Source organism: Pilosibacter rotomagensis (assembly GCF_045062245.2).
GTDB lineage: Bacteria > Bacillota > Clostridia > Lachnospirales > Lachnospiraceae > Pilosibacter.
This window is the reverse complement of the sequence record NZ_CM170323.1, coordinates 3,442,832-3,468,919: the sequence shown is the minus strand read 5'-3', so window position 1 is coordinate 3,468,919 and position 26,088 is coordinate 3,442,832. Positions and strand designations below refer to the sequence as shown.

Genomic DNA, 26,088 nt, shown 5'->3' with positions numbered 1-26,088 from the left:
ATAAAGAGGCGGCCGGCCGCTGTCTGGACATGCCGGCTGCCTGAAGATAGAACGAGGTGGCAGCATGGGAGAATTATACAATCCGTTTCCGAAACTTCCGAAAAATATCCGCCAGATCGGTGATACGGACCAGGTGGTCCGGCTGTATGTGGAGGACTATGTAAATACATATTTGAAACGCCTGTATCCGGCAGGAAATCAGACGCTGCGTGTGGGACTTTTGCTGGGAAATACGGAAAACTATGACGGGACTCCGTATATCTTTATCGATGGCGCCATCGAGATGGAGGACGTGGAAGTATCCGGGGAGAAGGTGGAATTTTCCGAAAATGCCTGGAAAAAGGCGTATCGTGGGATCGAGGAGTCGTTTCCGAAGCGGACCGTTCAGGGATGGTTTATCTGCGGCACTCCGTCGAGCCAGCTGAGTCCCCTGAATTACTGGAAACTGCACAACCAGTACTTTAACGGGAAAAACAAGCTGATGTATTTAAATCATGGTCTGGAAGGTGAGGAAGCAGTCTATATCACTTCGGAGGACGGCTTTTACCGGCTGAAAGGACATTGCATCTATTACGAGAGAAATCAGATGATGCAGGATTACATGGTGACCAGGAAAGACGTGCGCCGGGTGGAATCCGGCTCGCATGAGAAGGTCATCAAAGATTTCCGGCAGCGGATGACGGTCAGGAAAGAACAGGCGGACGCAGGGCGGCATATGTCCGGGATCCTGGGGACGGCGTGCGGAGTCCTCACGGTGGCGGTCCTGGCAGGAGGTGTTGTGCTCGTCAATAATTATCACAAGATGCGGCAGATGGAGACGGTGCTGACTTCCGTGGTGCCTGCCGGGACGGCAAACTGGAGCGATTATCTGGACAAGCTGAATCAGGAACCGGATTTTGTCATTGAAGAGCGGCCGGGAAATGTATTTCCGACGGATGAGAGCAGGGAGACCGGGGAAAGTTACGCGGCGGAGACGATGGAAGCGACAGAGGCAGGCACGAACAGCAAATCTTCAGAAGTATCAGAGAGTACAGGAAATCCGGAGACAACCGGCGTGTTGGGGCAATCCGCTGCTTCAAGCCAGCCAGACAATCCAGATACAGCTGCTTCAACAGGAAAGCCCGGTACTGACGGGACCGAGACCGCTGCAGCGTCCGGAGCCGTGGAGGAAGCAGTTCCACCCACCAGTGCTGAAGCTCCGACCTCGCCACGTGTCGGTATGGGAAAAGAGGAAGGACAGGGCGACGCATCCGGTCAGGGAAAAGAGCCGGTTGACTACGCCGCCGCGGCCGCGAACGGCTATCGGATCTATGAAATCGGTGACGGTGAGACGTTATATGGGATCTGCTGGAAAGAGTACGGAAATTTAAAGCGGTTGTCCGAAATCTGCGCGCTCAATCACCTGGACGATGTGAACCATATCGTAGCGGGGCAGAAGTTGGTCCTGCCATAGAAATCGGGTATTTCCGCCTGCCGGAATGAACTGGAATAAAAACAAAGAATTTAATGCGCATCTCCTGAAAATGGTGTATACTAATCTATATATGTCCATTTTTCAGGAGATTTTTTATGAGTGATATGCAATCTATGGACAGAGAGAACAAAAAGAGGCAGCTCAGACAAAATATCGTACAGATGCCGGACGTCGGATCGGATGAACCGATGGATGACGAACGGCTTGCCAGATATAAAAAGAAAAAGCGGATCATCGCAGTTGCAGCCGCATGTTTCCTTGCAGCATTGGGATTTACCGGATACAGATATATGAATGAGTATGAATATACCAGCTACAGTGTTCAGTGGGAGCGCTCCATGCGGTATACTGATACGTCCAACGCGGATAAAGAAACACAGGCGCCGGAAACAAGTGCGGCGGCCGATGAGGGAACAGATGGGACCGATGAGACCGATGAGACCGCTGCGGCAGAAAGCGCTGCCGGTACGGACACCGGAAACTCCGACTCTGCGGCAACTTCCGCGGCCGAAGTCTCAAAGACAGTCAGCGACAGCAGTTTTATCCGATTTGCCGTGTTCGGCGACAATATGATCAAGTACACAAAAGACGGTGCTTCCTACATTGATGCCTCCGGCAAGACGATCTGGACACAGAGCTATGAGATGAAGACCCCGATCATCAATATCAACGGGGATTATGCCGTGATCGCGGATCAGCAGGGAAATGAGATGTACATCTGCAACAAAGAGGGATGTACCGGAACCGCGAAGACACAGCTTCCGATCACGAAAGCGGCGGTATCGGCCCGCGGCGTTGCGGCGGCCGTAGTCGAGGACAGCACGGCGAGCTACATATTCTACTTCAAGAAGGACGGCGAGTCGCTCGGGATCAACATCAAGATGCTCCTTTCCGGTGACGGTTATCCGGTGGACATCGCACTTTCCCCCGACGGAAAACAGATCGTCATGTCCATCATGTACATGAAAAACGGCGCGTTAAAGAACAAGGTCGCGTTCTACGATTTCTCTGAGATCGGAAAGAATGTCAACAACCGTTTCATCGCCGCGTTTGAGGAAGAATTTGATGATAAGATGGTGGGGCGCGTCCGATACTTAAATGACCAGACCGTCTGCGCCTTTTCCGATAAAGGACTGACCTTTATCTCTGTAAAAAATGTGATACCGGACACAAATGTGATCTATGTTCCGGTAGAAGAAGAGATCCGAAGTATCTGCTACTCGGATAAATACGCGGCTGTCATTGTTGACAGCACATCCGGAAGTCCGTACCGGCTTGATGTATACAACACGGATGGAAAGAAAGTTACAAGCATTGATTTCGACTACGCCTACACGGGCGCTCTCATTGACGGGGACAGGCTTATCCTGTATAATGAGGAATCATGCAGGGTCTACAACCTGGACGGGCACGAAAAGTTTAACGGACAGTTCGATTATTCTGTATCGCTCGTCAGGGCTGGAAAAAATCGTACCAATTCTCTGATCACCGCAGGCAGCGAGGTGATGAAAGAGATTAATTTAAGGTAAATGAAACTGTGAAACTTCAACAGTTCCCAACACTTATGGATTATCAGGAGGAATGAAACAATGAACACAATCGACAATCTGGCGATCAATTCCATCAGAATTTTATCCGCAGATGCGATCCAGAAGGCAAATTCCGGACATCCGGGACTTCCGCTTGGCAGCGCACCGGCTGCTTATGAGCTCTGGGCACACCATATGAACCACAATCCGGCAAATCCGGAGTGGGCGAACCGTGACCGTTTTATCTTATCCGGCGGCCATGGCTCCATGCTGTTATATTCCCTGCTTCATCTGTTCGGCTATGGTCTGACAAAGGAAGATTTAATGAACTTCCGTCAGGTTGGTTCCCTGACTCCGGGACATCCGGAATACGGTCACACCGTAGGCGTTGAGGCGACAACAGGACCGCTCGGCGCAGGTATGGGAATGGCAGTTGGTATGGCGATGGCTGAGAAACATCTGGCAGCTGTATTCAACAAGGAAAACTATCCGGTTGTCGATCACTTCACATATGTACTCGGCGGAGACGGATGCATGATGGAGGGAATCTCCTCTGAAGCATTCTCCCTTGCAGGTACACTTGGACTTGGAAAACTCATCGTTCTCTACGACTCCAACCGTATTTCCATCGAAGGAAGCACGGACATCGCATTCCGCGAGAACGTGGAAGAGCGCATGAAAGCATTCGGCTTCCAGACGATCACAGTCGAAGACGGAACAGATATCGATGCGATCGGCGCTGCGATCGAAGTTGCAAAGGCTGATACGGAGCATCCGTCCTTCATCACGATCAAGACAGAGATCGGCTTCGGCTGCCCGGCAAAACAGGGAAAAGCCAGCGCGCACGGCGAGCCGTTAGGTGTTGACAATATCAAGGCAATGAGAGAGAACCTCGGCTGGAAGTATGAGGAGCCGTTCTTCGTACCGGAAGAGGTTTATGAGCATTATTCCCGTCTTGCAGAGGAAAAAGCAGACACAGAGGCAGAGTGGAACGCAATGTTCGCTGCATACTGTGATGAGTACCCGGAGATGGAGAAGCTCTGGGAGCAGTACCATACAGCTCCGGACGCAAAGGCACTGATCGAGAACGAGGCACTCTGGCTCACAAAAGACAAGGCAGAGGCAACACGTTCCCTTTCTGGCAAGATGATCAACATCTTAAAGGACATCATGCCGAACATGATCGGCGGTTCCGCTGACCTCGCACCGTCGAACAAGACAGCAATGAAGGATGCAGGAGATTTCTCCGCAGAGAATCCGGCAGGCAGAAACCTTCACTTCGGCGTAAGAGAGCTTGCGATGACAGCGATCGGAAACGGCATCATGCTTCACGGTGGTCTCCGCGCTTACGTTGCGACATTCTTCGTATTCAGTGATTATGTAAAACCGATGGCAAGACTTTCCGCTCTGATGGGAGTTCCGCTGACCTTCGTTCTGACTCACGACAGCATCGGAGTTGGTGAGGACGGACCGACCCACGAGCCGATCGAGCAGCTTGCAATGTTCCGCGCAATGCCGAACTTCCATGTATTCCGTCCGTGTGACGCGACAGAGACATCTGCAGCATGGCTCTCCGCAGCAACATCCAAAAAGACACCGACAGCGCTTGTTCTTTCCAGACAGAATCTCAATCCGATCCCGGGAAGCAGCAAGGAAGCGTTAAAGGGCGGCTATGTCATCGACGACTGCGAAGGAACACCGGATGCGATCCTCATCGCAAGCGGTTCTGAGGTTGATCTTGCGGTCAAGGCAAAAGCAGAGCTTGCAAACGAAGGAAAGAAGATCCGTGTCGTATCCATGCCGTGTATGGATATCTTTGAGGAGCAGAGTGCGGAGTATAAAGAGTCCGTACTTCCGAAAGAGGTCAGAAAGAGAGTTGTCGTTGAGGCACTTTCCGACTTCGGCTGGGGCAAGTATGTCGGCCTCGACGGCGCTTATGTGACAATGAAGTCCTTTGGCGCAAGCGGCCCGGCAGCGAAGCTGTTCGAGAAATTCGGATTTACAGTTGAGAACGTTGTAAATACAGTAAAGACACTGTTCTAAATAACCCGAACGTGACGGTTCAGTCATGCAGCGATCCACATCGGAAGGCAGCATGGCTGAACTGACACGGTTTTAAGGGCACGCGGGATCTGAAAACGTGTTTGAAATGGATCCGGCAGATTCAGGAAAAAGGGGAACACACATGAGCTTAAAGTGTATTGGGATCGATATCGGCGGAACAAGCGTGAAGCTTGGTATCTTTGAGGAAGATGGGACTCTTGTAAAAAAATGGGAGGTCCCGACAAGAAAAGAAGAGGACGGAAAGTACATCCTGGGCGATATTGCGGCTTCGATCCGCAGAACAGTGAAGGAGAGCAGACTTGAACTCTCTGATTTTTCCGGCGCGGGAATGGGATTCCCGGGACCGGTTCTTCCGGACGGACACTGCGAAGTGTGTGTAAACCTTGGCTGGAAAGCCGGAAATCCGCAGCAGGAATTAAGCAGACTGCTGGACGGAATGCCTGTAAAAAGCGGTAACGACGCAAACGTGGCGGCTCTCGGTGAGATGTGGCAGGGCGGCGGAAAAGGATATAAGAACCTCGTCATGGTGACACTCGGAACAGGTGTCGGCGGCGGCATTATCCTGAACGAAAAGATCTGGACCGGCGAGCAGGGTGTTGGCGGCGAGATCGGTCATATCCATGTGATGGAAGGCGAGAAAGAGGCCTGCAACTGTGGCGGCCATGGCTGCCTGGAGCAGGTTGCTTCCGCGACAGGGATCGCGAGAACTGCAAGAAGAATGCTGGCGGCGGACAGCCGTCCATCCAGCCTCAGAAGCTTAAAGAATATCAGCGCGAAGAATGTGCTGGATGCAGCAAAAGCGGGGGATGAGCTTGCGCTCGATTCCCTCAACAAGTCCTGCTATTATCTTGGCTGGGTCCTTGCAACACTGTCCATGGTCCTGGATCCGCAGGCTTATATTATTGGAGGCGGCGTTTCCAAAGCCGGGACATTTTTGACTGACATGATCAAGAAATATCACGATGAATTATCTCCGATGGCGACAAAGAAAGCGGACATCGTCCTTGCAAAGCTTGGAAACGATGCCGGGATCTACGGAGCTGCGAAGCTGATCCTCGGATAAAAGAAGAGAGAGTCCGGTAAAACGGGCTCCCTTTTTACTGCCGGAAAAGGATACGAAGCGTGCCTGATGTGCATAGGCCTTGAGTGTATGGGAGATAAAGAAAAATGTCCGCCATAAACGGACATATAAGATCCCTAAACATGAGGAGACCCCGGTCGCGACAACCGGGGCAATTATGAAAAATCTATGTGCAATTTGTCTAGTTAGCGAAGCCGAATGACTTTTTGTTTATGCAATAAGTATAAAAAACAAATATGAATAAATTATGAACGCACTATGAAGTTATTGTAACACATTCTCATTTGTGCGTCTGAGAAAAACGCATAAAGCTCCAGAAAAGGATATAAAGGGAAAACCTGCGAAGGAATGCGACAGAGAAACTTTCTGGGGATATGCGCATGGAATGGAGAGGAGAAGATCAATGGCAGTTGAGGGACTGAAAAAAACACTTGTCCTTGGACACAGAAATCCGGATACGGATTCCATCTGCTCAGCCATCTGCTATGCAGGTTTCAAGCATCAGCTTACCGGCGAGAACTATGAGCCGTGCCGTGCCGGAAATGTAAACCCGGAGACACAGTATGTACTGGATTATTTTAATTTAAAGGCGCCGCGCCTTGTCGAGAACGTAAAGACGCAGGTCAAGGATATCGAGATCCGCAAGACAAAAGGCGTATCCCGCGGAATTTCATTAAAGAATGCATGGGGACTCATGCAGGAGAACAACGTCGTAACACTTCCGTGTGTGACGGAGGAAGGTCTCCTGGAGGGCGTTATCACTATCGGCGATATCACCAAGTCATACATGAACTTATATGACAGCAGCATCATTTCCAAAGCATGCACAAAATATGCGAACATCCTGGATACGCTGGAAGGCAGCATGGTAGTCGGCGACTCCGAAACATATTTTGATCAGGGAAAAGTCCTGATCGCGGCTGCAAACCCGGATCTGATGGAAAACTACATCGAGAAACATGACCTTGTCATCCTCGGAAACCGTTATGAGTCCCAGCTCTGCGCGATCGAGATGGAGGCAGGCTGTATCATCGTTTGTGAGGGTGCGGGCGTTTCCTTAACGATCCGCAAACTGGCACAGGAGCGCGGCTGCGCGGTCATCACGACACCGTATGACACATACACGACCGCCCGTCTGATCAACCAGTCCATGCCGATCAGCTATTTCATGACGAAAGAGAATATCATCGAGTTCTCCGAGGAAGATTATCTCGACGATATCCGCGAGATCATGGCGAGCAAGAGACACCGTGATTTCCCGGTCCTGGATTCTGATGGAAAGTATATCGGTATGATTTCCAGACGTAACCTCTTAGGTGCAAAGGGAAAGAGCATCATCCTTGTGGACCACAATGAGAAGAGTCAGGCGGTAGAAGGTATGGAGAGCGCCGATATCCGTGAGATCATCGACCATCATCGTCTCGGAACAGTTGAGACCATGTCCCCGGTATTCTTCAGAAACCAGCCGTTAGGCTGTACCGCGACCATCATCTATCAGATGTATCAGGAAAATCATATGGAGATCGATAAGACAACTGCAGGTCTGTTATGCAGTGCGATCATTTCCGATACATTGTTATTTCGTTCCCCGACCTGTACAGCAGTCGATAAGGCAGCCGGCCTTGCACTTGCACAGATCGCCGGACTTGACATTGAAAAGTATGCGATCGACATGTTCTCTGCGGGAAGCAACCTGAAAGGAAAGTCTGACGGCGATATCTTCTATCAGGATTTCAAGCGCTTTACGGTAGGAAATTCCGTATTCGGAATTGGACAGATCACATCCTTAAACGCAGTGGAGCTGAAGGATCTGAGATCAAGAATGTCCGTATACACGGAAAAAGAACGAGAGCAGCATGAGATCGACATGATGTTCTTCATGCTCACCAACATCCTGACCGAGTCCACAGATCTGATCTGCACCGGACAGGGCGCGGAGCAGCTGATCACCACAGCGTTCCATGTGGCAGATGAGGATGTGGAAAATGTGAGTGCGCAGACCGGAATCGTGAAGCTGCCGGGCGTTGTTTCCAGAAAGAAACAGCTTGCACCGCAGATCATGATGGCATTGCAGCAGTAAAAGTTGAATAAAGGCGGGATCTGCAAATGGAAAAACGACAGTTTAAACCAGGAAATATGCTCTATCCGGTTCCGGCGGTCCTTGTGACAGCGGCCGACCGGGAAGGAAATTCGAATATTTTTACGGTGGCATGGGCGGGAACCATCTGCACAAACCCGCCGATGCTGTCGATCAGCGTTCGGCCGGAACGCCACTCTTACCATATGATTAGAGAGACCGGAGAGTTCGTGGTCAATTTGACGACCGAGTCCATGGCGTGGGCGACCGATTACTGCGGCGTGCGCTCCGGGCGCGATACAGATAAGTGGAAAGACACGGGACTGACGCCGGAGAAGGCAAATGTTGTCAATGTGCCGGTGATCAAAGAAAGCCCGGTAAACATTGAGTGCCGTGTTGTGAAAGTCGAGGAGCTCGGAAGCCATCACATGTTTATCGCTGATGTCGTGGCGGTGGATGTGGACGAAGCGTACATGGATGAGAAAGATACGTTCCATCTCTCTATGGCAAAGCCGCTTGCCTATTCCCATGGAAGATATTACGGGATGGGCGAGGAGCTGGGAAGCTTCGGCTACAGCGTGAGAAAGGCGGAGAAAAAGAAGATTCTGATCGGAAAGACCGCAGGAAAACAGGCTGGAAGAAAAGCGCCGGAAACCGGAAAGAAGACTGCGGAAAAAGAACTGCAGCCGCGCAGGAAAGCCGGAAATAAGGCCGGAGGAAAGACACCGGAAACCGGAAAAAAGACCTCGTCCGAAAGGAAAAACATCGGAAATCCAGGACGGAAGGCCGGATCAGGAGCCGGAAAACCGCGCAGACAGTAAAGATCTGGTGATCGGATCATGATGCGTGAACCGGAAAAATGACAGGATGTGTGACAGCAGAAAGGACTTTAGTGATGAAGAAGAAAAATATTCTGATGATCGGAATGCCGGCATCCGGAAAGAGCACCATCGGCGTGCTGCTTGCAAAGCGCCTTGGCTATTCCTTCGTGGATGTGGATCTTGTGATCCAGGAGAAGACCGGAAAACTTTTGAAGGAGATCATCGCGGAAGAAGGAGATGACGGTTTCCTTCGCGTTGAGGAGCAGGCGAACCTTGATCTGGATGTCGAAAAGTCTGTCATCGCGCCGGGCGGCAGTGTGATCTATGAGGCGAAAGCCATGGAGCACTATAAAGAGACCGCAACGATCGTGTATCTGAAATTAAATTACGAAGATCTGGAATCACGTCTCGGAAATCTTGTGGATCGCGGGGTTGTCTTAAAAGACGGAATGACACTCAGGGATCTCTACAATGAGCGCCTTCCGTACTATGAGAAATATGCGGATATCACGCTTGATGAGACCGGAAAAGAGTTCGGTGAGCTTGTAGACGAGCTGAGAGCCTATTTTGAAGGTCTGGAAAAATAAAAGGCGGATTTTTATGCACAGGCGGGGTCTGTATGATCCAATAGAAAAAGAGCCTGTATTGAGATTTGGCGAATAAATGGAGAAGCTCCGGTAAAAAGGCAGAAAGTGTTGATGCCTTTCTTTACCGGAGCTTTTACTTACGCGAACAACGAGCCAAAGTCCGCGCTTGCGCGAGACCTTGGCGACTGTCGCGATGTTTTGGCTCATTCGCACAGAAATCATGCAGAGCAGTCATAAAAACAGAAGAGCATGGAGACTGCGCTCAGAGTCCGAGACACTCGACACTTCTCTCCAAAATCCCTTTCATATATGCGATCGCGATCCCGTAATTTGTCATCGGGATCTCCTGGTCGGCGGCATTCCTTAAGCGGCTTCGCATTTCCCGTTCATTTAACATACAGCCGCCGCAGTGGATAATGAGCTTATAATCGGAGACATCTTCCGGAAATTCGGTGCCGGAGGTGAAATGAAATTCCGGCTGTTTTCCGGTGTATTCCCGGATCCAGTTTGGAAGTTTTTCGGTTCCGATGTCCCCGCACTGGCGATGGTGGGTGCAGCCCTCAGAGATCAGGATCTTATCACCATCCTGGATCGCATTCAGAGCCCGCGCGCCGTGGACGGCCTGGGTGAGATTTCCTTTATATCTCGCAAACAGGATCGAAAAAGAGGTCAGGCGGATCTCTTTCGGAGTCATGCGGTCCACGAGAGGAAAGACTTGGCTGTCCGTGATGACGAGAGACGGCTTTTTCTTTAAGGAATCAAGCGCTGCAGCAAGTTCCGACTCCCGACAGACGATCGGCATGGCGCCGGAGTCAAGGAGATCCCGGATCACCTGCTGCTGCGGCAGGATCAGGCGGCCTTTCGGGGCAGCTTTGTCGATCGGGACGACCAGGATAACAACGTCCAACGGATGTACGAGATCGGCGACAAGGCGTTTCCCGCTTCCATCCGGGGCAACGAGGCGTGCCATGCGCTCCTTTAAGTCGTGGATGCCAAAACCGGTTTTCGCACTGACATAGACCATATTGCTGTGACCGGATCCTGAAACTGCCGGATTTGATGCCGGAGAGTCCCCGGTCGCAATTCCGGTGGGAACGCCAGCCTGTGAAGCATTCCGGCTGGTTTTCCTGTCTGACGGGGCGGGATCCGGGAGCAGATCTGCCTTATTGTATACAACAAGATATGGAATCTCTTTTTTCTCAAACAACCGGATCATCTCAGTTTCCCAGCTGCCGGTTCCGGTCGTTGCATCCACGACCAGGATCGCGAGATCGGTCTTGTTCAGTACCTGGCGGCTTTTTCCGACACGTTTGATCCCAAGCTCCCCCTCATCATCGATTCCGGGCGTATCAATGATCACGACCGGCCCTAACGGAAGAAGTTCCATGGACTTTGAGACCGGGTCGGTGGTCGTTCCCCGGACTTCAGAGACGATGGAGAGGTCCTGACCGGTCACTGCGTTTACAAGACTTGACTTTCCGGCGTTTCTTCTGCCAAAGAATCCGATGTGGATTCTCTCGCCGGACGGCGTCTCATTCATTCCCATATATACACCTTCTGAATCTGTTGTCACAAACAAATCCATCCCTTTCTTTTTTCTGGATTATCCTTTGTGATCCCCGCGGTCCACAACGACATGATATCCGACGCTTTCCATCCGCCGTTTCATGCAGTTCACACATTCTGCTGCCTCATCGCCGGTGCAGATCTTATTGTCATAGAGAAGATATTTTGCACGGACCTGTACCGGGGAAAGATTCGGCATGACAACGTTTCCGCCAGCAAGGATCCCGAGCTCGCGCCCGAACGGATGGATCGTGCCGAGCGCCGTCGTTGCGGGAAGCAGGACATTCGGATCCTGAAGACGGAGAAGTCCCATCATAAACAGGGTGAGTTCCATGGTCCCTGCAGTCTGGTCTCCAAACGGTGTGTCATGCTGCGGGATAAACGGCCCGATCCCAACCATTTCCGGTTTGAGATCGCGGATAAAGATCATGTCCCCGGCGAGACATTCCGATGTCTGGTATGGGGAGCCGACCATAAAACCGCAGCCGGTCTGGTAGCCGATCTCCTTTAATGTTCTCAGACAGTTCATACGGTGCTCAAAGGACATTTCCGTCGGATGAAGTTTCTGATAGTGTTCTGCGTTTGCCGTTTCATGGCGGAGCAGATACCGGTCTGCACCAGCGTCAAAGAAGCGCTTGTAGCTCTCGTATTCCATCTCACCCAGGGAAAGCGTGATCGCACAGTCCGGAAATTCCCTCCGGATCATGGAGACGAGATTTGTGATCCGATCCTCAGTCATAAAAGGATCTTCCCCGCCCTGAAGGACGAAAGTGCGAAATCCCAGCGCGTAGCCGCTCCGGCAGCAGGATAAAATATCTTCTGTGGAAAGGCGGTAGCGGCTTGCGTTCTTATTTCCGGCCCGGATCCCGCAGTAGAGGCAGTTATTCTTACAGTAATTGCTGTACTCGATGAGTCCGCGGACATAGACGTCCGTGCCGTATACGCGCTCCCGGACGGCCCGCGCCTTTGGAAAGAGGTAGGCTGCAAGCTCCGGGGAACGGCCGTCGATGAGACGGACCCATTCGTCTTTCGTGAGCGCTTCGCCTGCTTCCAGACGGTCGATCAGCGCTTTTAATTCATTGAGACAGACCGGATCAGTCACGCCGTTCCGGACCGGCTCTTTCCACCAGCATTTCGGGTTTAACTTGTTTTCCAGCAATGCGGTGTTCATAAAATCAGTATCCATGAGGTCCTCCTGTGGGAAATATGACCAGAAGAAATGACAGAGAAAAGAAATAAGCCCGTACAAGTGTATGATACAGACCGAGTGTTAAATATGAAAGACTCCATGCAGTTCAAGAAGCTGCAGCGAGGGGATCAGACTTTCTTTTGCAGGGCATATATGTATGCCGGATAACAATTTCTTCCCTGTCAGAACATTCTTAAGGTCAGTAATAGCGAATTCGACTCTTTCCCGAAAGAATAGGAAACTTCTCGCAGGTCAGAGAATATAGAACTATCGTAACATATCAGAAAATAAAAATCAATTCCAGCCGAGCGAACAGGAAAAGATGTGGGAGTGATACTTTTTAAGGACAGAAATTTCCTGAATAAAAATCCCCGCCGCAAGAGAGAGGAAGTGCGGCGGGGCTGGTGCTGGTCCGGAGCAGGATTGGAGCCCCGGATCCAGTATTACAAAATAAAGGGAAAAATCATAACGATCAAGCAGACGTGAACAGATATTAAATATCTTTGCCGATACTCTTCATATATTCCACGAAATCATTCCCGAATTTCAGCTTCATGCAGTCGAGTGTGAGCTTCACGCAGCGCTCATCCCCGAGTCTCGCATTGTTGAACGTCAGGTCGTAGTTGACCGGGTTAGTCCAGTAGTTGCCGCCGGTGTAATACTTGTAGTAATCCGCGCGGTACTTGTCTGTCTTCGTGATCAGGTGATGCGCCTCCTCGACCGTGATATCATCCATCCGTTCCATGACGCGCCGCAGTGTATAGCTTCTCGGCGCCTCCACGTAGATGCTGACGACATTGTCATAATCCTTCAGGATATAATCGGCACATTTTCCGACGATGACGCAGGACTCGGAGGCGGCAAGCTTTTCGATGATGATCTTCTGATAGTCGAAAAGCCGGTCATCGGAAGTAAACTTTGAGAGCTCTCCGGTCGGTGCATGATGTTTCGGCAGTGCCTGAAGCTGTTTGGTGATCAGACTGCCGTTTAAAGTCTCGTCAGCTTCCCGGAAAAAGTGTTCCGGATAGCCGCTGTACTGGGACGCAAGTGTCAGGATCCGTTTATCATAGCTGTGGACGCCCAGCTCGTCAGCAAGCATAGCGGCGATGTCACGCCCGCCGGATCCAAATCCCCTGGCAACCGTGATAACAAAGTTTTTCATACAAGATCTCCCGTCCTTTCTGAATGGTGCATTAGTGAGACACATTATTTTGTGAATTTCAGAGTGATCGTTCCATCATCATTATATACAACAGCATCCTGATCCATCGTGATCGCGTCGAAGGAAGCGCCGCGCACATAGGATTCCACTTTTGCAGTCTCCGAGGATCGCGATCTTCGGACCCGGCTTTCCGGTGTCGAGATCTGCGTAGAATCCCGGGATATTTCCGGCCTTTGTCAGGGTGTATCCGAGCTCTTCAAAGTGTTTTTCCATGTAAGCGGAAGTGTTCCACTCGCGGAATCCCGTCTCCGGGTGTGCCCAGATATAGTCTGCCGTGTCATAGATCAGTTTTTCATATTTTTCGACCATTGCGATCAGTTTTTTAGAATCGATCATCTTACATTACTCCTTTATGAAAGTATTCAGCCGTAAAGCTGTTTGGCAGTTGTTTTTCACGGATAGGAATTTTCTGAACTGAAAATTCCGCATGAGATGGCAGCAGGCAGATTATTCGTATAAGAAACATGCCACCATATGTCCGTCTCCGGTGTCGACGAGTTTCGGGATCTCCTTTTTGCAGCGCTCCGTGCAGTGCGGGCAGCGGCCTGCGAGCGGGCAGCCGACCTGATCCCCGATCGGGCTCGGGATATCGCCGGTGAGCGGCAGGCGCTCTTTTTTCTCAAACGGGCTTTCCGGCGGGATCGCGGAGAGCAGAGCCTGCGTGTACGGGTGCTTCGGATCTGCGTAGATGCCTTCGGAGGTGTAGAACTCCATGACGCGCCCGAGGTACATGATCATGATCCGGTCACTGATATATTTGATGATGCCGAGGTCATGGGAGATGAACACATAGGTCAGGTTGAACTGCTTCTGCAGACGGCGGAAGAGGTTGATGACCTGTGCCTGGATCGAAACGTCCAGGGCGGATACCGGCTCGTCACAGACGATGATCTTCGGCTCCATCGAGAGGGCGCGCGCGATGTTCACACGCTGCCTCTGGCCGCCGGAGAACTCGTGCGGGTAGCGTTCCATGTGCTGGATGTCGAGTCCGACTTCCTGGAGATATTCTAACGCTTTCTGGCGGCGTTCCCTTGCAGTGTCACCGATGTGGTGGACCTTCATCGCCTCCTCGATCGAGTAGGAAGCCGTTTTTCTGGGATCCAGGGAGGAATACGGATCCTGGAAGATCATCTGGATATCCCTGCGGGCCGCTTCCCGGTCGTAGACAGGCATGTTCCAGAGATCCTTTCCGTTATAGGTGATCGTTCCGCCGGACGGCTTGTGGAGCTTTACAAGGCAGCGGCCCAGTGTGGACTTTCCGCATCCGGACTCACCGATGATCCCTAATGTTTCCCCTTCATAGATATCAAAAGACACATCGCTCAACGCGTGGAGAAGTTTATTCTTTTCCCCTAACTTTTTTCCGCGGATCACAAAATCCTTACTGAGATGATCGACGCTCATGATTACATTTTTCTGCATGTCTCATTCACTTCCCCTCGTGTTAATCTGTGCTCTCCGTCCTGTCTGTGGCACGCCACGAAATGTCCGGGAGCGACCTCCTTCAGCGGCGGTACCTGATTTTTACAGATCTCCGTGGCATAAGGACAGCGGTTATAAAAGTTGCAGCAGTAACCGGTAAGACGGAGATCTGGCGGTGTTCCGGGGATCGTCTTCAAATCCTCTTTCGCGGAGCTGCTGAGTTTCGGCATGGAGTCCAAAAGACCCCAGGTGTACGGGTGAAGCGGCTCTTGATAAAGAGTCTTTGTGTCCGCATATTCTACGGTATTTCCTGCATACATGACCATGACGGTGTCACACATCTCCCAAACAACGCCGAGGTTGTGGGTGATGAGCAGGATCGCGGTATTGAGCTTCTTCTGGAGGTCCTTTAAGAGCTCAAGAACCTGTGCCTGTACGGTCACATCCAGAGCGGTCGTCGGCTCGTCGGCGATGATGAGCTTCGGATGTCCGCAGACGGCCATCGCGATGATGACACGCTGGCACATGCCGCCGGAGAGCTCATGCGGATACGCGTCCATTCGTTTCTCAGCCTCCGGGATGCCGACAAGCTTTAATGCCTCAACGGCTTTGTTCCAGGCGTCCTTTTTGCTGATCTTTTCGTGTTCTCGGATCATCTCGACCATCTGGTGGCCGATCTTGAATACCGGATCTAAGGAGGTCATCGGGTTCTGGAAGATCATGCAGCACTCATCGCCTCGGAATTTTTCCATCTGGGATTCAGAAAGACTCCGGATATCAACTCCGTCGAAGATGATGGAGCCGTCCACGATCTTTCCTGTTTTTGCCGGCATGAGCCGCATGACGGAGGCACTGGTGACGCTTTTTCCGGAACCTGATTCGCCGACGATCCCCATGGTCGTTCCTTCTTTCAGTGTAAAGCTGACGCCATCGACCGCTTTGGAAACGCCGCTCGCCTGGTAGAAATATGTTTTTAATCCATTTACTTTTAAGATTGCATCGTTTTCACTCATAGCCTGCACCTCCTACTGTTTCATTTTCGGATCCATGACATCGCGGATCCCGTCGCCCAACAGGTTGAAACCGATGACGGTCACAAGAATGAAGGCGCCTGCAGTTCCGGCTACATGGGGAGCTGTTGTCAGACAGTCACGGCCGATACGGAGAATGCTGCCCCAGGATGCGGTCGGAAGCGCGATGCCGAGTCCGAGGAAGCTTAAAGAAGCTTCGGAAATGATAGCACTTGCGATACGGAGTGTTGCGTACACGATGATTTGGGATACGCAGTTCGGTAAAATATGTAAGAATAAGAGTCTCACCGGGGAGACGCCGACAACGCGGCAGGCGTTGCAGTATTCCTCTTCCTTTACGATCAGGACCTGACCTCTCGTGACACGGGCAAATCCCGGAACACTCGCGATACCGATGGCCAGAATGACGTTCATGACGCCGTTTCCGAGAACGGTGATCAGGATCATGGCTAACAGGATAAATGGGAAAGAGAACATGCCGTCCATGACTCTCATGAGAACGGAATCGATCCATCCACCGAAATATCCGGCAGTGAGTCCGATGAGCACGCCGATGATGGCGCCGACGATCGTGGCACCGACTGCGACGATCATGGATACGCGGGAGCCGTAGATGATACGGGATAAGATGTCACGCCCGAGATCGTCCGTTCCGAAGAGATGTCCCGGCGTTCCGATCCCCTTAAACGGCAGAACAGGATTGATCGCATTCGGGTCATACGGCGCGATGAGAGGAGCAAACACGGCGAGGATGACCATGAAGGCAACGATGAAGAAGCCTACGAGAGCGGTCTTATTTCTGGCTAACTTATGCCATGCATTGTTGGCATTTCGTTCTTTTAAGAGCATTGCGATGTTGGCGTCTTTTCCAAGAGCATCGCCGGATGTGGAAGAAGCTGCGGCAGCAGCAGGTTTTTTCTTGAAGAATGTCATGGCATATCACCCCTTTTCCAGTTTTACTTTCGGATTCAGGATCGCATAAGCGATATCGACTAACATGTTGCAGAAGACGAACATGATCGCGGAGAAGAGAACGGTTCCCTGGATCAGGGAATAATCGCGGTTGTTGATCGCGGTGTTGATCATGGTTCCCATGCCCGGCCAGGAGAAGATTCCCTCTGTGATGATCGCACCGGTAAAGGTTCCGGCGATCTGAAGTCCGAGAACGGTGATCAGCGGCGGGAGTGCGTTCTTTAATCCGTGGATCAGGATGACTTTCATTTTCCGGATGCCGCGGGCTCTGAGACATCGGATGTAGTCACTGCTCATGATGTCGATCATGCTGGAACGCATGGTTCTCGCGAAAGTCGCCATCGGGATCGTCGCGAGACAGAAACCTGGCAGGATCATGTGGCTCACCACATCCCCGATGCCTTTGGAGATGTCGCCCATGCCCATGACAGGCAGGAGATTCATTTTAACGGAAAACTGGAGGACCAGCATAAGAGCCAGCCAGAAGATTGGCATGGACACGCCGACGAGCGTGATGACCATGACAATGTAATCGAAGATCGTATTCTGCTTTAAAGCAGCGATGATGCCGACGCTGGTTCCGATGATGAAAGCGAAGAAAAGTGCTGTCAGCGTCAGAGTCAGTGTATTCGGGATCCTGGAAGTGATGAGCGGAAGAACGTCCTGGCGGTAACTGTAGGAGTAACCGAAATCACCGTGGACGAGTCCGTTTAAATAGAGTGCGTACTGTTCCGGGAGCGGTTTATCGAGGTTCATCTCGGCTCTCATGGCTTCGATGTCCTCCGCATTTGCCTCAATGCCCAGGATCGCCACAGCCGGATCGCCGGGCAGCATTCTTGTCAGGCAGAAGGTCAGTGTAACGACGACCAGAAGTGTGGGGATCGTCTGCAATAATCGTTTGATGATGATCTTTCCCATAAAAATCCAATCCTTTCATGACTGTCCGGATCCATCACCGGGACTGTGAATGGGGGAACAGTCGATTTTTGCGAACATTTCTACAGAAAAAGGGAAACAAATCAGATTTGCTTCCCCTTTCTGCAGATTTTGTAATAGTTTTATTCTTCGATCCAGATATTGTTGAACGGTGTTGCGACTAACATCTGGTTATCAGCACGGAGAACCGCGTTATGTACTTTCGGGGATACTGCCCAGTTCCGGCACTCGTATGCGTAGTAGATACCGGTGTATTCGTTCATAACTTTCTCAATTGCTTCCTTGTAGTATTTGGCACGCTCAGCAGTGTCAGTGGAGCCAAAGCCTTTGTTGAGGAGGTCATCCATCTCCGGATCATTGTAGCCGCCTGCGTTGGAGGAAGCGTGGATGGTCTGGGAACTGAAGAACTTTCCAAGGAAACCGTAAGGATCCGGGTTGCTGTTCCAGCTTACGCCGTAGCTGTTTACGGTATCAGCCTGCCAGGAATCGACAACGGTTGCGGACCAGTCGGCCATCGTGGAGGACTTGATATCAAGTGTGACTCCGATCTGGCTCCAGTAGTACTGTAACATCTGCGCCATCTTCTCACGGTATGTAGTGGATCCGATGTAAAGGCTCATGGTGAAGCCATCCGGATAACCGGCCTCCGCGAGGAGTTTCTTTGCACCTTCCGGATCGTAGGAAGGTACGAGGTCATTGTAGGCAGTGTCATATGCGAAGGAGTATACCGGTAACGGCTGGTAAGCTCTCGTGCCCTCACCGTACTGATAAATGCCGGCTACCATGGAATCGATGTCGACTGCCATTGTGAGAGCTTTTCTGACATCTGCATTTGCAGTCGGACCATTCTGCATATTAAAGCGGACGTAGGTGACAGCGGAGCTTGCGGTCTGGAGTAAGAGACCTGCATCCTGGGCACGCTTGATCGCTTCGCCCTGGAGATACATCGCGATATCGACCTCACCGGTCTGTACTGCGTTGATCGCCTGATTGGAGTCGGAGATGATGCGGAATTCAATTCCATCGACGTTCGGCTCGGTCCCCCAGTAATTGTCATTCTTCTTTAAAACAACCTTTTCATCGGTTACCATCTCTTCGAGGGTGAATGGACCGGTACCAACGATATGGGAACCAAACTCATCTCCCCAGCCTTCGACTTCCTCTTTCGGAAGAATGACGTTTCCGATCTCAGCTAACTGGTTGATGAACGGTCCTGCAACGGACTTCATATGGATCACGACCTGAGTCGGACTTGTCACTTCGCAGTAATCGAAGAAGTCACGGCAGATACGGTCTGTGGTACTTTCATTTTTGCTTCGTTCGAGAGAGTACTTGACGTCCTCTGCAGTCATCTTTCTTCCGTCCTGGAACTTTCCTTTCTGGAAATAGACATCGTCTCTTAAGTTGATGGTGTAGGTGAGACCATCATCGCTGGCGGTGTAATCCGTCGCAAGACATGGAAGAAGTTCTTTGTAATCCTGATCCCAGATAAATAAAGTCTCCATGACGTTGTACATGATGTGGTTTTCATACATCGTGGAGTAGGATTTCGGATCGAGAGTCAGCGGGGAAGATGGCATGGACACTACCAGTGTTCCGCCCTTTACGGCTTCTCCGTCGGAAGAACCAACTGCGATACCGGAAGCAAGTGTCTGATCTGTGGATTTGGCATCCGGAGACACTGCGTTGGATGAGGCAGCAGCCGTCTCAGCGGTGGAACCGGCTGTTGTCTGGGAGGTCGTCTGGGAACCGCCGCATCCTGCCAGGGAAGATGCTGCCATAACGGCTGCGGCTGCAAGTGCGATCAATCGTCTTTTCTTCATAAGAATCTCTCCTCTCTCTTTTTTTACGAACGATCCGCCGGATCCTGGTACCGGTGAAATAAAACCGGCAGTCGCTTTGGAAGATCCGGGTAAAAAAGAAAGGCGCACTTCTGACAGAAGTTATCGCCTTTGATAAATGGGGGGATCGTTAATAAAATTATGTGCCTAAGAATAAAACCAGAACTTAAAAAAGTCAAGTATTTTTTACTTTTACTTTACTTAATTCGGCGAAATGTTCAAAAAATAATAATTTTGTAACTTATGTATGTACATAATTGGAAAAGTCAGAATATTTTTTAGCATATAGTGCGATATGGTTACTTTTTACGGGGAGGAATTTTCTGAACTGAAAACTCCGTATGACACATATATTCCTACCAACGAAATGGGGAATAATATTATAAAGACAGTGACTGAAAATGTCCAATTAAAAATAATAGGGACTGGATATAAGAAATTCTAATGTAAATATTCTGAAAATGAAATTGACAGATGCAGAGAAGTGTGCTAATCTTGGAACCATAAAAATTAAAAACAAAAAGTCGATGAGCAAAGAGAGTACATTCGGAATGAAATCACAGAGAGCTGTCGGTGGTGGAAGACAGTATGGAGTTCCCTATGGAATGGGTTTGTGAGACGCCAGGTGAAAGAATTTCGAGTAGCTGCGGCCGTGATTCCTGCGTTAAAGGATAAGAGTATCGAAAGAGATTTCCGTACTCTGAAACGAGACAGATTGGTGGCAGATATTCCGATGTGGGATAGCTGCTTTTTTTGTTCTAAAGGATCGGATCGTCAAGGCAGGTGCAGATTAAGAATCGCTGCGGGCAATGACAGCCGGCTTTCAGAATGATCCAGGATCTGTAAAATCGGGTGGCACCACGAAAAATTTCGTCCCGGCATAGTGAGAACTATGTCCGGGATTTTTTGTTTCAAAAAAAGCCCCACCTTACTTATCCCTGCAGGAAGCAGTCGACAAAAACGAGGAGGAAATGATTATGAGAAAAATGACAGCGATCATGAACCTTGCTGCAGCCGCAGCTCTTGCAGGGATCCTGCTTACCGGGTGTTCCACAGAGGCGGACGAGACGACGACAGCCGCGGCAACGACAGCTGCCGAAGCAGAAACAACGACAGCTGCAGGAGGAGCTGCAGAAACGACAGAGGGCGGTGCTCTTGCCGGAAAGAAGATCTCCGTCATGACCCCGTACCTCACCTCCGTCACGACAAATCAGATGGCGGGATACATTAAGGAAGATCTGGAAGCGGAAGGCGCAGAAGTCTTTGTGATCGACACGGCGAACGACTTTGCAGAGCTTGCGAGCCGCATTGAGGATGTCGTTTCCTCCGGAACAGACGGGATCGTCCTTGTGAGCGCCGATCCGAACCAGGTTGCGAACCAGCTTCAGGATGCGTTTGATGCGGGAATTCCGGTCTTCGGCTGCGACAGCGGATTCATCGACGGCATGCAGGTCAACGCGACGAGTGATAACTACCAGATGGGCGAGCTTATTGTGAGATATTTATTTGACGATCTGATGGGCGGAAAGGGAACCGTGATCGCCCTGACCCACAGACCGCATCCGGGTGTTGTAAAGCGCTGTGAGGCATTTGATGACATTATCAAAGAGTATCCGGACATCAAGCTCATCACAGAGCAGCATGTACCGGCGGAACAGCCGATCAATGATGCACAGGACATCGTCGCAAACCTTTTAACCGCGAATCCGGAGAAAGATTCCATCACAGCCGTATTCGCGGCATGGGATGAACCGGCGATCGGTGCAACAAAGGCACTCCAGGAGGCAGGACGTGACGAAGTCATTGTCACAGGCGTTGACGGAAATGAGCAGGCGATCGAGATGATCAAGGACGGCACAAACTTAAAGGCGACCGTAAAACAGAACTTTGAAGGCATGGCTGATATCGTTTGTGAGCAGATGGATCAGTATTTTAACGGTGAGGAGATCGAAAAAGGCGAGATGTACGCGCCGGCGGAGCTGATTACACAGGAGAATGCACAGTAGGCCCGGGCGAATACACATGAGACTTACGCGTGAAAAGCAAGTGATCCCGGTCAGTAAAAGCAAAGAGGGAAAGGCAGTTGCTGAAAGCTTTTGCAGGTACTCAGAAAAATATGATCAAGGCAGGTGATACAGGATGTTGCTGGATGTAAGAAATACAGACAAGAAATTTAACGGCGTATATGCGCTGAAAGATCTCAACTTTTCTCTGGATGCCGGGGAGATCCACGGACTTGTCGGTGAGAACGGTGCCGGAAAGTCCACGTTTATCAAGATCCTCGGCGGAGTCTACAAAAGAGACGGCGGCAGCATCCTGTGGGACGGAAAGGAACTTCCGGAGGAGATCCGGCCGGAGGAGAGCAGGAATCTCGGGATCAATATCATCTTCCAGGATAATGTCCTGATCCCGGCATTCACGGGAGCGGAAAATATCTGTCTCGGAAGACCATATCCGGTAAAAGGCGGGCTGATCCGGTGGAAGGAAATGGAGCGGGAAGCGGAGGAAAAAGCCGCGGAACTCGGGATCCGGCTGGATCTGAAGAAAACGGTCTCTGCGATGACTCCGGCACAGAAAAAATGCGTGGAGATCGTCCGGGCGATGATGAGCGACTGTAAGCTCCTGATCCTGGATGAGCCGACGGCATCGCTTTCCGATAAGGAGACGAAGCTTCTGTTTTCCATTGTGAGAAACTTAAAGGCGAAAGGAACCTCGGTCCTTTACGTGACGCACCGGCTGGAGGAGATCATGGAGCTGACTGACCGGGTGACAGTCCTGAGGAACGGGATGCTGGTATCTACTGTGAAGACGGAGGAGACGAGCCGGAAAGAACTGGTGCGGCTGATGAGCGGAAATGAGGCCGCGGACGGTGTTGACGGATCGGAAGAGCATGGGATTACAGAAAGAGAGGATCCGGCAGAAAAGAACGCAGGGCAGTCTGTGAGAGCGGGAGATGCTTATCGCGGAGAAGGTAGAAACGCAGATGGGTGTGATGCGCAGGACATTGGAAAAACGGAAAAACAAGTTGGAAATGGGACTGTGACTGCACCGGGAAAAACTGCGTTGGAAGTCCACGGAATCCGCTCCGGGGACGGGATCGTCCGGGGCGTTGACCTGGAAGTAAAAACAGGACGGATCACCGGAATGTTCGGACTCTGTGGAAGCGGGCGGACGGAATTCCTCGAATGCATCTACGGAACGAGAAAGCTGGCGGGCGGCACGATCGCGGTAAATGGAAAGACGACCGCGCATCCGACCCCATCGGGATCCATTCGGCAGAGAATGGCGTTCATCTGCGAGGACCGGAGAGGAAAAGCAATGATCCCGTCCTTTTCGATCAAGGAAAATATGATGCTCTCTTCGATCGACCGTTATACGAAAAACGGGTGGTTCCGGAAGCAGGACGCAGGAAGAAAAGCGGCGGAGATGATCGGGGCGCTAAAGATCAAATGCACGGGTGCCGGGCAGCCGGCAAAAGAGCTCTCGGGCGGAAACCAGCAGAAAGTCGTCTTTGCGAAGGCACTCCTCACGGAACCGTCGATCTGGATCTGTGATGAGCCGACCCAGGCGGTGGATGTGGCGACGAGACAGGAGATCCACAGACTGCTGAGAAAAGAAGCAGAAAAAGGGAAAGCTGTTCTCTACGTCTCATCGGATCTCACGGAGCTTCTGGAGATCGCCGACGAGGTTGCCGTCATGGCATATGGGAAAGTCCGGAAGACATTTGAAAATAAAGACCTGAAGCCGGCGGATGTGCTGGCTTGCTGTTATGAGGCGGAGAGAGAGGAAAACGACAGATGAGAGGAAAAGCATTAAAGAATTACGGAACGGTCGCTGCGCTGGTGGTGATCATCGGGATTTTTGGACTTTTAAGACCTGCGTCGTTTTTTGCACTGAAAAACTTCCTTAATATAACTCGTCAGGCTGCACCGCTTGCGATCATTGCGCTCGGAGCAACCTTCGTCATGACGGTCAACGAATTTGATCTTTCAATCGGAAATATCGTGAGTCTTGGCGGCGTCATTGCTGCGCTTTTATCGATCCGGGGCGTTCCGGTCCCGGTCTGCTTCCTCGCGGCGGTCGCTGTGGGGATCGTGGTCGGAGGCGTGAACGGAGTGATCGTCGCGAAGTTCGGGATCCTTTCTTTTATCACAACACTTGGGATGGGAACGGTCCTGGACGGCGTGATTTACGGACTTACCGGTGGAACGACCGTATTTAACGGGATCCCGAAGAGCTTCACGATCCCAGGGATCTTAAAGATCGCAGACATCCCGTTCATCACGATCGTGGCGGTCGTGCTCTATCTGGTATTTCATATTTTTATGAACCACATGGCGGCAGGAAGAAAGCTCTATGCGATCGGCGGAAGTGAGGAGGCGGCGAAAGTTGCCGGGATCCGGATCTTCCGATACCGTGTCCTCGCGTTTACGCTGTGTGCTGCGCTTGCAGGACTTGCGGGATCCCTCGTGGCGTCCCGCGTCGGATCCGCGAATACGACAGCCGGGCAGGGATATTTCCTGCAGGCGTATGCAGCCGTATTTATCGGCTGTACGGTCTCAAAGAGCGGTGTCCCGTGCGTCGTCGGAACGTTAGTCGGAACGATCATCCTGGCAGTTCTGGCAAACGGACTTACGATCTTGCAGATGCCGAGTTTCATGCAGAACATCATCACCGGCGGGATCATCATTCTCGCGGTTGTGGTCCAGAAGCTTGGAGCGGGGAGGTAGATCATGTTAGCAGCAACCTTTGATATCGGAACGACGGCAGTCAAGGCTGTCGTTGTAAATGAAAACGGGGAAGCGGTTTTTACCGGAAGCTCCGTGATCCATACGATCGAGACAGAAAATTTTAAAGAGCAGGACCCGGATGAGTGGTATGAGGCATTCTGCGGACTCTCAAAAGAATTGTTTGAGATCATCCCCGCCGCGGAGATCGGTGCCGTCATCTTTTCCGGTCAGATGCAGGATGTGATCCCGGTCGGTGCGGACGGAAAGGCACTTGGAAACGCGATCCTCTATTCGGACGGACGTGCGGATGAACAGGCGCGGGCGATCATAAGGGAGGCGGCAAAGCGGAATGTGGTGCCGCTAGGAGATGCGTATATCGCGGAGATCACGGGAAACCACTTCGACGGATCGATGCCGCTCGCAAAAATCCTGTGGCTAAAGGAAAACAAACCGGAGATCTATGAAAAAACCGCATGTTTCCTCATCAGTTCGAAGGATTATGTGATCACAAGACTGACCGGAGTGTTTGCCGGGGACATGACAGCGTGTTCCACGGCCGGGGCCATGGACCTCGATCGGAAGGAATGGTCGGAAGAGCTGATCGAAGCCGCCGGACTCGACAGGGACCGGTTCCCGAAGCTTTTTTGCGCACACGAATGTGTCGGGACTGTCACGGAGGCGGGCGCTCTTGAAAGTGGGTACGCCGTGGGGACAAAAGTTTACGCGGGAACCGGAGATGCGGGCGCGACGACACTCGCGAGCGGGATCCTGTCTCTGGGAGAGTATAATATCAACCTCGGAACATCCGGCTGGGTGGCAGCCGTCTCGGACCGGCGGATGGAGAGCAAAGGCGGCGGATTCAACCTGGCGGCGATGCAGAAAGATCTTCTGATCAACGTGGTTCCGTTCTTAAACGGCGGAAATGTCCACCGGCTGATCGCGAAGATCCTGTCCAGAGATCCGGACGGGACGCCGGATTTCGAATATATCTCAGAACTCCTGGAACAAGCGGAGCCGGGAAGTCACGGACTTTTCTTTCTCCCGTATGTGACGGGCGAGCGGTTCCCGATCATGGACAGCAGCGTCCGGGGAAGTTTCTTAGGACTTTCGCAGGAGACAACGGCGGCGGATCTGGCGCAGAGCGTCCTGGAAGGTGTGGCATTTTCCATCCGCCAGGGATTGGAGCTCTTTGACCAGCCCGCGAAAAAGATCACACTGATCGGCGGTGGAGCGAGAGAGCGGCGATGGTGCCGGATCCTGAGCAATGTCATGGGACAGAAGATTTTTGTATACAAAGATCCGGATCTCCTTCCGGCGCTGGCGATCGCTTCGGCGGTATTCCTTGCGGAAGGCGTGATCCCGGACTATCAGGCGTTTATCAGCACGCTGGAGAGCCGCGGACACTGCGATGCCGTGGAACCGGATCCGGAGATCTCGGCGAGGTATCATGGGATCTACCAGAGATATAAGGGGATCTACCCGCTGGTGCGAGAGTTTTACTCGGAGAAATACTAATCAGAACGCAAAAAATGATCGACAAAGTCGA

Annotated in this window: 20 protein-coding genes and 1 other annotated feature; of the genes, 11 read left to right on the top strand and 9 right to left on the bottom strand. The window is 51.5% G+C overall.

The annotated features are described in order from the left end of the window. The first annotated feature begins 64 nt into the window (after positions 1–64). The 7 genes from ACI3EW_RS15570 (at position 65) to ACI3EW_RS15540 (ending at position 9,633) form a co-directional block, all read left to right on the top strand. Positions 65–1,453 (top strand): LysM domain-containing protein, encoded by a 1,389-nt coding sequence (locus tag ACI3EW_RS15570; RefSeq protein WP_329751947.1) that lies wholly within the window; start codon positions 65–67, stop codon positions 1,451–1,453. Between the two features lie 116 nt (positions 1,454–1,569). After that, positions 1,570–3,003, top strand: a complete 1,434-nt coding sequence (locus ACI3EW_RS15565) for a DUF5711 family protein (protein ID WP_405578035.1) — start codon at positions 1,570–1,572, stop codon at positions 3,001–3,003. A gap of 60 nt (positions 3,004–3,063) precedes the next feature. Next, positions 3,064–5,046, top strand: coding sequence for a transketolase (gene tkt, locus ACI3EW_RS15560; RefSeq protein WP_118297573.1), 1,983 nt, complete (start codon positions 3,064–3,066; stop codon positions 5,044–5,046). Between the two features lie 142 nt (positions 5,047–5,188). After that, positions 5,189–6,130: an ROK family glucokinase gene (locus tag ACI3EW_RS15555; protein WP_118297710.1), complete on the top strand. Its 942-nt coding sequence runs from the start codon at positions 5,189–5,191 to the stop codon at positions 6,128–6,130. A 421-nt stretch (positions 6,131–6,551) separates the two neighbouring features. Continuing rightward, positions 6,552–8,228 carry a putative manganese-dependent inorganic diphosphatase gene (locus ACI3EW_RS15550; protein ID WP_118531439.1) on the top strand — a complete coding sequence of 559 codons (1,677 nt, stop codon included), beginning with the start codon at positions 6,552–6,554 and terminating at the stop codon, positions 8,226–8,228. A 26-nt stretch (positions 8,229–8,254) separates the two neighbouring features. Continuing rightward, entirely contained in the window at positions 8,255–9,046 is a 792-nt protein-coding gene (locus tag ACI3EW_RS15545; protein ID WP_118531441.1) for a flavin reductase family protein, read from the top strand. Positions 9,047–9,120: 74 nt separating this feature from the next. After that, entirely contained in the window at positions 9,121–9,633 is a 513-nt protein-coding gene (locus tag ACI3EW_RS15540) for a shikimate kinase (protein ID WP_118297709.1), read from the top strand. A 262-nt stretch (positions 9,634–9,895) separates the two neighbouring features. Here the strand turns inward: ACI3EW_RS15540 and hydF are convergent, their stop codons facing one another. From hydF to ACI3EW_RS15495, 9 genes are all read right to left on the bottom strand, one after another. Then, entirely contained in the window at positions 9,896–11,179 is a 1,284-nt protein-coding gene (hydF, locus tag ACI3EW_RS15535) for a [FeFe] hydrogenase H-cluster maturation GTPase HydF (RefSeq protein ID WP_405578042.1), read from the bottom strand. Between the two features lie 57 nt (positions 11,180–11,236). Continuing rightward, on the bottom strand, positions 11,237–12,385 hold the full coding sequence (gene hydE / locus ACI3EW_RS15530; protein ID WP_252197313.1) for a [FeFe] hydrogenase H-cluster radical SAM maturase HydE: 1,149 nt from the start codon (positions 12,383–12,385) through the stop codon (positions 11,237–11,239). 496 nt (positions 12,386–12,881) lie between these two features. Then, complete coding sequence (locus ACI3EW_RS15525; protein ID WP_405578046.1) at positions 12,882–13,550, bottom strand: cytidylate kinase-like family protein; 669 nt, start codon at positions 13,548–13,550, stop codon at positions 12,882–12,884. 81 nt (positions 13,551–13,631) lie between these two features. After that, positions 13,632–13,946 carry a hypothetical protein gene (locus tag ACI3EW_RS15520; RefSeq protein ID WP_215701903.1) on the bottom strand — a complete coding sequence of 105 codons (315 nt, stop codon included), beginning with the start codon at positions 13,944–13,946 and terminating at the stop codon, positions 13,632–13,634. A gap of 111 nt (positions 13,947–14,057) precedes the next feature. Further along, positions 14,058–15,032, bottom strand: coding sequence for an ABC transporter ATP-binding protein (locus ACI3EW_RS15515; protein ID WP_118297569.1), 975 nt, complete (start codon positions 15,030–15,032; stop codon positions 14,058–14,060). After that, the gene (locus tag ACI3EW_RS15510) at positions 15,017–16,045 is read right to left on the bottom strand and encodes an ABC transporter ATP-binding protein (protein WP_118297568.1); all 1,029 of its coding nucleotides are present in this window, start codon (positions 16,043–16,045) and stop codon (positions 15,017–15,019) included. Before ACI3EW_RS15510 ends, ACI3EW_RS15515 begins: the two co-directional genes overlap by 16 nt. 12 nt (positions 16,046–16,057) lie before the next feature. Beyond that, positions 16,058–16,996, bottom strand: a complete 939-nt coding sequence (locus ACI3EW_RS15505) for an ABC transporter permease (RefSeq protein ID WP_405578050.1) — start codon at positions 16,994–16,996, stop codon at positions 16,058–16,060. A gap of 6 nt (positions 16,997–17,002) precedes the next feature. Further along, positions 17,003–17,953, bottom strand: a complete 951-nt coding sequence (locus tag ACI3EW_RS15500; RefSeq protein WP_118297567.1) for an ABC transporter permease — start codon at positions 17,951–17,953, stop codon at positions 17,003–17,005. A 140-nt stretch (positions 17,954–18,093) separates the two neighbouring features. Further along, positions 18,094–19,794, bottom strand: coding sequence for an ABC transporter substrate-binding protein (locus ACI3EW_RS15495; protein ID WP_118297566.1), 1,701 nt, complete (start codon positions 19,792–19,794; stop codon positions 18,094–18,096). Positions 19,795–20,330: 536 nt separating this feature from the next. Continuing rightward, positions 20,331–20,693: a binding site (T-box leader), on the top strand. Between the two features lie 96 nt (positions 20,694–20,789). On the opposite strand from ACI3EW_RS15495, the gene ACI3EW_RS15490 reads away from it, so the two are divergent. From ACI3EW_RS15490 to ACI3EW_RS15475, 4 genes are all read left to right on the top strand, one after another. Next, on the top strand, positions 20,790–21,818 hold the full coding sequence (locus ACI3EW_RS15490) for a sugar ABC transporter substrate-binding protein (protein WP_405578053.1): 1,029 nt from the start codon (positions 20,790–20,792) through the stop codon (positions 21,816–21,818). 133 nt (positions 21,819–21,951) lie between these two features. Then, positions 21,952–23,613 (top strand): sugar ABC transporter ATP-binding protein, encoded by a 1,662-nt coding sequence (locus ACI3EW_RS15485; protein ID WP_405578056.1) that lies wholly within the window; start codon positions 21,952–21,954, stop codon positions 23,611–23,613. Then, on the top strand, positions 23,610–24,542 hold the full coding sequence (locus tag ACI3EW_RS15480) for an ABC transporter permease (RefSeq protein WP_405578059.1): 933 nt from the start codon (positions 23,610–23,612) through the stop codon (positions 24,540–24,542). The genes ACI3EW_RS15485 and ACI3EW_RS15480 overlap by 4 nt, the downstream gene beginning before the upstream one ends. A 3-nt stretch (positions 24,543–24,545) precedes the next feature. Continuing rightward, a complete protein-coding gene (locus ACI3EW_RS15475; protein ID WP_405578062.1) occupies positions 24,546–26,057 on the top strand; it encodes a xylulokinase in 1,512 nt (503 codons plus the stop codon). Positions 26,058–26,088 lie beyond the last annotated feature (31 nt).

Bases quoted from the DNA above. Each gene is read 5' to 3' on its own strand.
- ACI3EW_RS15570 (WP_329751947.1), top strand. From the start codon at position 65: ATGGGAGAATTATACAATCCGTTTCCGAAACTTCCGAAAAATATCCGC.
- ACI3EW_RS15565 (WP_405578035.1), top strand. From the start codon at position 1,570: ATGAGTGATATGCAATCTATGGACAGAGAGAACAAAAAGAGGCAGCTC.
- tkt (WP_118297573.1), top strand. From the start codon at position 3,064: ATGAACACAATCGACAATCTGGCGATCAATTCCATCAGAATTTTATCC.
- ACI3EW_RS15555 (WP_118297710.1), top strand. From the start codon at position 5,189: ATGAGCTTAAAGTGTATTGGGATCGATATCGGCGGAACAAGCGTGAAG.
- ACI3EW_RS15550 (WP_118531439.1), top strand. From the start codon at position 6,552: ATGGCAGTTGAGGGACTGAAAAAAACACTTGTCCTTGGACACAGAAAT.
- ACI3EW_RS15545 (WP_118531441.1), top strand. From the start codon at position 8,255: ATGGAAAAACGACAGTTTAAACCAGGAAATATGCTCTATCCGGTTCCG.
- ACI3EW_RS15540 (WP_118297709.1), top strand. From the start codon at position 9,121: ATGAAGAAGAAAAATATTCTGATGATCGGAATGCCGGCATCCGGAAAG.
- hydF (WP_405578042.1), bottom strand. From the start codon at position 11,179: ATGGGAATGAATGAGACGCCGTCCGGCGAGAGAATCCACATCGGATTC.
- hydE (WP_252197313.1), bottom strand. From the start codon at position 12,385: ATGGATACTGATTTTATGAACACCGCATTGCTGGAAAACAAGTTAAAC.
- ACI3EW_RS15525 (WP_405578046.1), bottom strand. From the start codon at position 13,550: ATGAAAAACTTTGTTATCACGGTTGCCAGGGGATTTGGATCCGGCGGG.
- ACI3EW_RS15520 (WP_215701903.1), bottom strand. From the start codon at position 13,946: ATGATCGATTCTAAAAAACTGATCGCAATGGTCGAAAAATATGAAAAA.
- ACI3EW_RS15515 (WP_118297569.1), bottom strand. From the start codon at position 15,032: ATGCAGAAAAATGTAATCATGAGCGTCGATCATCTCAGTAAGGATTTT.
- ACI3EW_RS15510 (WP_118297568.1), bottom strand. From the start codon at position 16,045: ATGAGTGAAAACGATGCAATCTTAAAAGTAAATGGATTAAAAACATAT.
- ACI3EW_RS15505 (WP_405578050.1), bottom strand. From the start codon at position 16,996: ATGACATTCTTCAAGAAAAAACCTGCTGCTGCCGCAGCTTCTTCCACA.
- ACI3EW_RS15500 (WP_118297567.1), bottom strand. From the start codon at position 17,953: ATGGGAAAGATCATCATCAAACGATTATTGCAGACGATCCCCACACTT.
- ACI3EW_RS15495 (WP_118297566.1), bottom strand. From the start codon at position 19,794: ATGAAGAAAAGACGATTGATCGCACTTGCAGCCGCAGCCGTTATGGCA.
- ACI3EW_RS15490 (WP_405578053.1), top strand. From the start codon at position 20,790: ATGAGAAAAATGACAGCGATCATGAACCTTGCTGCAGCCGCAGCTCTT.
- ACI3EW_RS15485 (WP_405578056.1), top strand. From the start codon at position 21,952: ATGTTGCTGGATGTAAGAAATACAGACAAGAAATTTAACGGCGTATAT.
- ACI3EW_RS15480 (WP_405578059.1), top strand. From the start codon at position 23,610: ATGAGAGGAAAAGCATTAAAGAATTACGGAACGGTCGCTGCGCTGGTG.
- ACI3EW_RS15475 (WP_405578062.1), top strand. From the start codon at position 24,546: ATGTTAGCAGCAACCTTTGATATCGGAACGACGGCAGTCAAGGCTGTC.